We start from the raw sequence: 6,422 nt of genomic DNA, 5'->3' as shown, positions 1-6,422 counted from the left end.
GCCCAAGTGGCGGCCCTGACCACCACGCAAGTGGCCGCGATGGAAACCGCTGATGTCGCCGCCCTGACCACCGCTCAGATCGTGGCCCTGACCACCGCTCAGGTCGCCAACCTGACCGCCGGCCAAGTGGCAGCCCTCAAGACGGCGCAAATCGCAGCGATGCAGACTGTAGATCTTGCGGCACTGACCACTGATAACATCGTGGCCCTGACCACCGCCCAGGTCGCAGCGCTGAAAACGGCCCAGGTCGCAGCCCTGACCACCACCCAGGTCGCGGCGATGGAAACCGCCGATATCGCGGCGCTGACCACCGCCCAGATCGTGGCCCTGACCACCGCTCAGGTGGCCAACCTGACCACTGATCAGGTGGCAGCCCTCAAGACTGCACAGATCGCGGCGATGCAGACCGTGGACCTTGCAGCACTGACCACCGACGGCATCGTGGCCCTGAGCACCGCTCAAGTGGCGGCATTGACCACCGCTCAAGTAGCGGCATTGACCACCACTCAGGTTGCGGCTCTGGAAACCGCTGACGTAGCGGCGCTGACCACCGCCCAGATCGTGGCCCTGACTACGGCTCAGGTCGCCAACCTGACCGCCGATCAAGTGTCGGCCCTCAAGCCTGCCCAGATCGCGGCCATGCAGACCGTCGATGTCGCAGCCTTGACCACTGACAGCATCGTGGCCCTGACCACTGCCCAGGTCGCGGCGTTGACCACCGCTCAAGTCGCCGCCTTGACCACCGCGCAAGTGGCGGCCATTGAAACAGGTGATATCCCCGCCCTGCCGGTTGCCAGTATTGCGGCACTGACGACTGCCCAGGTGTCCAAGCTGACCACTGATCAAGTGATCGCCTTGACCACTGCCCAGGTCGCCGCCTTGACCACCGCTCAGGTGGCCAATCTGACCACCGCTCAGGTCGCCGCGCTGGAAACGGCTGATGTCGCGGCACTGACCACTGCTCAGGTCGTGGCGCTGACCACCGCCCAGGCCGCCAATCTGACGGCTGACCAAGTGGCAGCGCTCAAACCTGCCCAGATCGCAGTACTGGAAACGGCTGATCTGGCGGCGCTGACCACCGACAACATCGTGGCCTTGACCACCGGTCAAGTGGTCGCGCTGACCACCGCTCAGGTCGCAGCCCTGACCACCGGTCAAGTAGCAGCGCTGGAAACCGCTGATGTTGCAGCTCTGACCACCGCTCAGGTTGTGGCACTGACCACCGCCCAGGTCGCGGCGCTGACTACCGATCAAGTAGAGGCCCTCAAGCCTGCCCAGATCGCCGCAATGGAAACCGCCGATGTGGCGGCCCTGACCACTGACAGCATCGTGGCCCTGACCAGCGCCCAGGTGGCGGCTCTGACCACTGCCCAGGTCGTGGCACTGACCACCGCACAAGTAGCGGCCATTGAAACGGCTGATATTTCTGCCCTGCCAGTCGCCAGCATTGCGGCACTGACCACGGCTCAGGTGTCCAAGCTGACCACTGATCAAGTGATCGCCTTGACCACTGCCCAGGTCGCTGCGCTGACTACTGCTCAGGTGGCCAATCTGACCACCGCTCAGGTCGCTGCCTTGGAAACCGCTGATGTCGCGGCCCTGACCACCGCACAGGTCGTGGCACTGACCACCGCTCAGGTGGCCAACCTCACCACCGATCAGGTCGCGGCGCTCAAGCCTGCCCAGATCGCAGCGATGGAAACCGTTGATGTCGCGGCCCTGACCACCGGCAGCATCGTGGCCCTGACCACCGCCCAGGTGGCGGCTCTGACCACCGCCCAGGTCGCGGCACTGACCACCACTCAGGTGGCGGCTATTGAGACGGATGATATTCCTGCTCTGCCGATCGCCAGCATTGCGGCACTGACCACTGCCCAGGTGTCCAAGCTGACCACTGCTCAAGTAGTGGCCTTGACCACCACTCAGGTTGCAGCTTTGACCACCGCTCAGGTGGCCAATCTGACGACAGCCCAAGTAGCCGCGATGGAAACGGCCGATGTGGCCGCGCTGACTACCGCTCAGGTCGTGGCCCTGACCACCGCCCAGGTGGCCAACCTGACCACTGCCCAAGTGGCCGCGCTCAAGCCTGCACAGGTTGCGGCGCTGGAAACCGCTGATGTGGCAGTCCTGACCACTGGCAGCATCGTGGCCCTGACCACCGCTCAGGTCGCAGCACTGACCACCGCTCAAGTGGCGGCGTTGACCACCACGCAAGTGGCGGCCATGCAACCGGTTGATGTGGCGTCCTTGACCACTGCTCAGGTCGCAGCACTGACCACCGCCCAGGTGGCCAACCTGACCACTGCTCAAGTGGCCGCGCTCAAGCCTGCCCAGGTCGCAGCGCTGGAAACCGCCGATGTGGCGGCCCTGACCACTGGCAGCATTGTGGCCCTGACCACCGCTCAAGTGGCGGCACTGAAAACCGCTCAGGTCGCCGCCCTGACCACCGCGCAAGTGGCGGCCATTGAAACGGTCGACCTGGCCGCCCTGCCGGTCGCCAGTATTGCGGCACTGACCACTGCCCAGGTGTCCAAGCTGACCACCGCGCAAGTGGTGGCATTGAGCACCGCGCAAGTGGCCGCTCTGACCACCGCTCAAGTGGCGGCGTTGACCACCACGCAAGTGGCGGCCATGCAAACCGTCGACGTGGCGGCGCTGACCACCGCTCAGGTTGTCGCGTTGACCACCGCTCAGGTGGCCAACCTGACCACAGCCCAAGTGGCTGCGCTCAAGCCTGCCCAGGTTGCAGCGCTGGAAACCGCCGATGTGGCGGCCCTGACCACCGGTCAGATCGTGGCCCTGACCACCGCCCAGGTCGCCGCGCTGAAAACCAACCAGGTCGCAGCCCTGACCACCGCGCAAGTGGCGGCCATTGAAACAGCCGATCTGGCCGCCCTGCCGGTTGCCAGCATTGCGGCACTGACCACCGCCCAGGTGTCCAAGCTGACCACCGCGCAAATGGTGGCATTGAGCACCGCGCAAGTGGCCGGTCTGACCACCGCTCAAGTGGCGGCCCTGACCACCACGCAAGTGGCGGCCATGCAAACCGTCGATGTGGCGGCGCTGACCACCGCTCAGGTTGTCGCGTTGACCACCGCTCAGGTGGCCAACCTGACCACAGCCCAAGTCGCGGCGCTCAAACCTGCCCAGATCGCAGCGATGCAAAACGCTGATGTCGCGGCACTGACCACCGGTCAGATCGTAGCGCTGACCACCGCCCAGGTCGCGGCGCTGAAAACCGCTCAGGTCGCGGCGCTGACCACTGCCCAGGTGGCGGCCATTGAAACGGCCGACCTGGCCGCCCTGCCGGTGACCAGCATTGCGGCACTGACCACCGCTCAGGTGTCCAAGCTGACCACAGCCCAAGTAGCGGCTTTGACCTCTGCGCAAGTGGCCGCTCTGACCACCGCTCAGGTGGCCAACCTGACCACCGCTCAGGTCGCAGCGCTGGAAACGGCCGATGTGGCTGCACTGACCACCGCTCAGGTTGTCGCGTTGACCACCGCTCAGGTGGCCAACCTGACCACAGCCCAAGTGGCCGCGCTCAAGCCTGCACAAATCACGGCAATGCAGAACGCTGATGTCGCGGTCTTGACCACCGGTCAGATCGCGGCACTGACCACCGCTCAGGTTGTGGCACTGACCACCGCCCAGGTGGCCAACCTGACCACCACTCAGGTCGCGGCGCTGGAGACCGCTGATGTAGCGGCTCTGACCACCGCTCAGATCGTGGCCCTGACCACCGCCCAAGTGGCCAACCTGACCACCGCCCAAGTGGCGGCACTCAAGCCGGCACAGGTGGCGGCGATGCAGAACGCCGATTTCGCAGTCCTGAGCGCCGCTCAGATTGCTGCGCTGGGCACCGCTCAGATCGCTGCGCTGAAAACCACTCAGATTGCCGCGTTGACCACCACCCAGGTGGCGGCCATTCAAACGGCTGATCTGGCGGCCCTGCCGGTGGCCAGCATCAAGGCGCTGACTACCGCTCAAACGGCAGCATTGACTACCGCTCAGGTTGTGGCCTTGACCACCGCCCAGGTGGCCGCTTTGAGCACCGCTCAAGTGGCGGCGTTGACCACCACGCAAGTGGCGGCCATGCAGACCGCTGACGTAGCGGCGCTGACCACCGCTCAGGTCGTCGCGTTGACCACCGCTCAGGTGGCTAACCTGACCACCGCGCAAGTGGCGGCACTCAAGCCTGCACAGATCGCAGCGATGCAAAACGCCGATGTCGCGGCCTTGACCACCGGTCAGATCGCAGCCCTGACTACCGGTCAGATCGCAGCGCTGAAAACCACCCAGTTGGCCGCTTTGACCACCGCCCAAGTGGCGGCGATTGAAACAGCCGACCTGGCCGCCCTGCCGGTTGCCAGCCTTGCTGCACTGACCACCGCCCAGGTGTCCAAGCTGACCACCGCGCAAATGGTGGCATTGAGCACCGCGCAAGTGGCCGGTCTGACCACCGCTCAAGTGGCGGCGTTGACCACCACGCAAGTGGCGGCCATGCAAACCGTCGATGTGGCGGCGCTGACCACCGCTCAGGTTGTCGCGTTGACGACCGCTCAGGTGGCCAACCTGACCACAGCCCAAGTCGCAGCGCTCAAACCTGCCCAGATCGCAGCGATGCAAAACGCTGATGTCGCAGCCCTGACCACCGGCGGCATCGTGGCACTGACCACCGCCCAAGTGGCGGCGCTGAAAGTGACTCAGGTTGCGGCACTGACCACCGGCCAGGTCGCGGCAATGGAAACTGCCGATGTGGGCGCCTTGACCACCGCTCAGGTGGTTGCTTTGACCACCGGCCAGGTCGCCGCATTGACCACAGCCCAAGTGGCTGCACTGAAAGTCACTCAGGTCGCTGCCCTGGAAACCGCTGACGTGGCCGCTCTGACCACCGCCCAGATCGTCGCCTTGACCACAGGTCAGGTCGCCGCGCTGAAAACGGCCCAGATCGCTGCCCTGACCACAGGCCAGGTCGCCGCTCTGCAGACCGCCGATGTCGCCGCCCTGTCGGTGGCCAGTGTCGCGGCCCTGACCACCGCTCAGACTGCAGCCCTGACCACCGCTCAGGTCAAGGCGCTGAGCACCGCTCAAGTGGTTGCGCTGAAAACGACCCAGATCGCGGCCTTGACCACCACTCAGGTCGCCGCTCTGGATACTGTTGATGTCGCGGCCTTGACCACTGCACAGATCAAGGCCATGACCACCGGCCAGGTTGCTGCATTGACCACGGCGCAAATCGTGGCCCTGAAATCGACGCAGCTTGCGGCGATGGAAACCGCCGATATCGCGGCGCTGACCACCGCTCAGGTCCGCGCGATCGAAACGGCTGACCTGGCGGCGATTACCACCGCTCAAGTCAAGGCGCTTACCGCCACCCAGGCGGCGGCACTGACCACCGATCAGCTGTCGCACCTGAAAATGACCCAGGTCGATGCCTTCACCACTGTGCAGCTGCAAGCGATGAGTGCAGCCCAGATCGACGCGCTGGCCTTGTCCACGCCGCTGGTTCTGGACCTCAACGGTGACGGCGTGCAGACCTCCCACCTGACCACCGGCGCGCGCTTTGACCTCAACGCCGACGGTCATAAGGAAGCTACCGGCTGGACTGCCGGCGGTGATGGCCTGCTGGTACTGGACGTCAATGGCGACGGTCAGATCAACGATGGCTCCGAACTGTTCGGTTCCTCGTTCCGCCTGCCGGACGGTTCGCTGGCCAAGGACGGTTTCGAAGCCCTCCAGAGCATGGACAGCAACCACGACGGCGTAGTGAATGCCGGCGACCAGTTGTTCGGTGCCCTGCAGGTCTGGGTCGACAGCAACAACGATGGCATCAGTGAGGCGGGCGAGCTGCACACCCTGAAAGACCTGGGCATCACCCAGTTCAATCTGGACGTGGCCACCACCACCGAGCTGAACCACGGCAACCTGATCGGGCTGCACAGCAGCTTCGAAACCGGTGATGGCCAGACCCATACCATTGCTGACGTGTGGTTCCGCACCGATGGCAATGGCGGTCAGTCCATCGACCTGACGCAACTGGATGTATCGGTCGTCGGTGCCCATACCCTGGGCAGCATCGATCTGGCGGCCGACAACGGCGCCACCACCTCGCTGACCCTGGATGCTCAGGCCGTCAGCCAGCTGGGCCAGGCCGGACAGGTTGATGTGAGCAACGGTGCTGCTGCACCGGTGCAGATGATCATCAACGGTGACCAGAACGATACAGTCCACGTCCAGGGCGCTGCCGGCGAGTGGCAAGCGGCAGGCACGGCAACCGTCGATGGCGCGAGCTACAACGTGTACAACGACGGTGACGTGCAATTGCTGGTGGCCACCGATGTTCAGACTTGGATTAGCTGATATTCAGTGTTAAACCTTTGATAGACCTTGATACCGGGCTTGCGAAAGCCCGGTATTTT

General features: G+C 64.5%; 1 protein-coding gene. It reads left to right on the top strand.

Annotated elements, in window-relative coordinates; translation table 11 throughout:
- Positions 1-39 precede the first annotated feature (39 nt).
- Positions 40-6,363 carry a beta strand repeat-containing protein gene (locus DGA31_RS29875; protein WP_206606847.1) on the top strand — a complete coding sequence of 2,108 codons (6,324 nt, stop codon included), beginning with the start codon at positions 40-42 and terminating at the stop codon, positions 6,361-6,363.
- Positions 6,364-6,422: the final 59 nt, after the last annotated feature.

The sequence above is a fragment of the Pseudomonas ovata genome (genome assembly GCF_003131185.1).
Taxonomy (GTDB): Bacteria; Pseudomonadota; Gammaproteobacteria; order Pseudomonadales; family Pseudomonadaceae; genus Aquipseudomonas; species Aquipseudomonas ovata.
The sequence above is the reverse complement of the archived record's forward strand: the minus strand, read 5'-3'. Positions and strand labels throughout refer to the sequence as shown.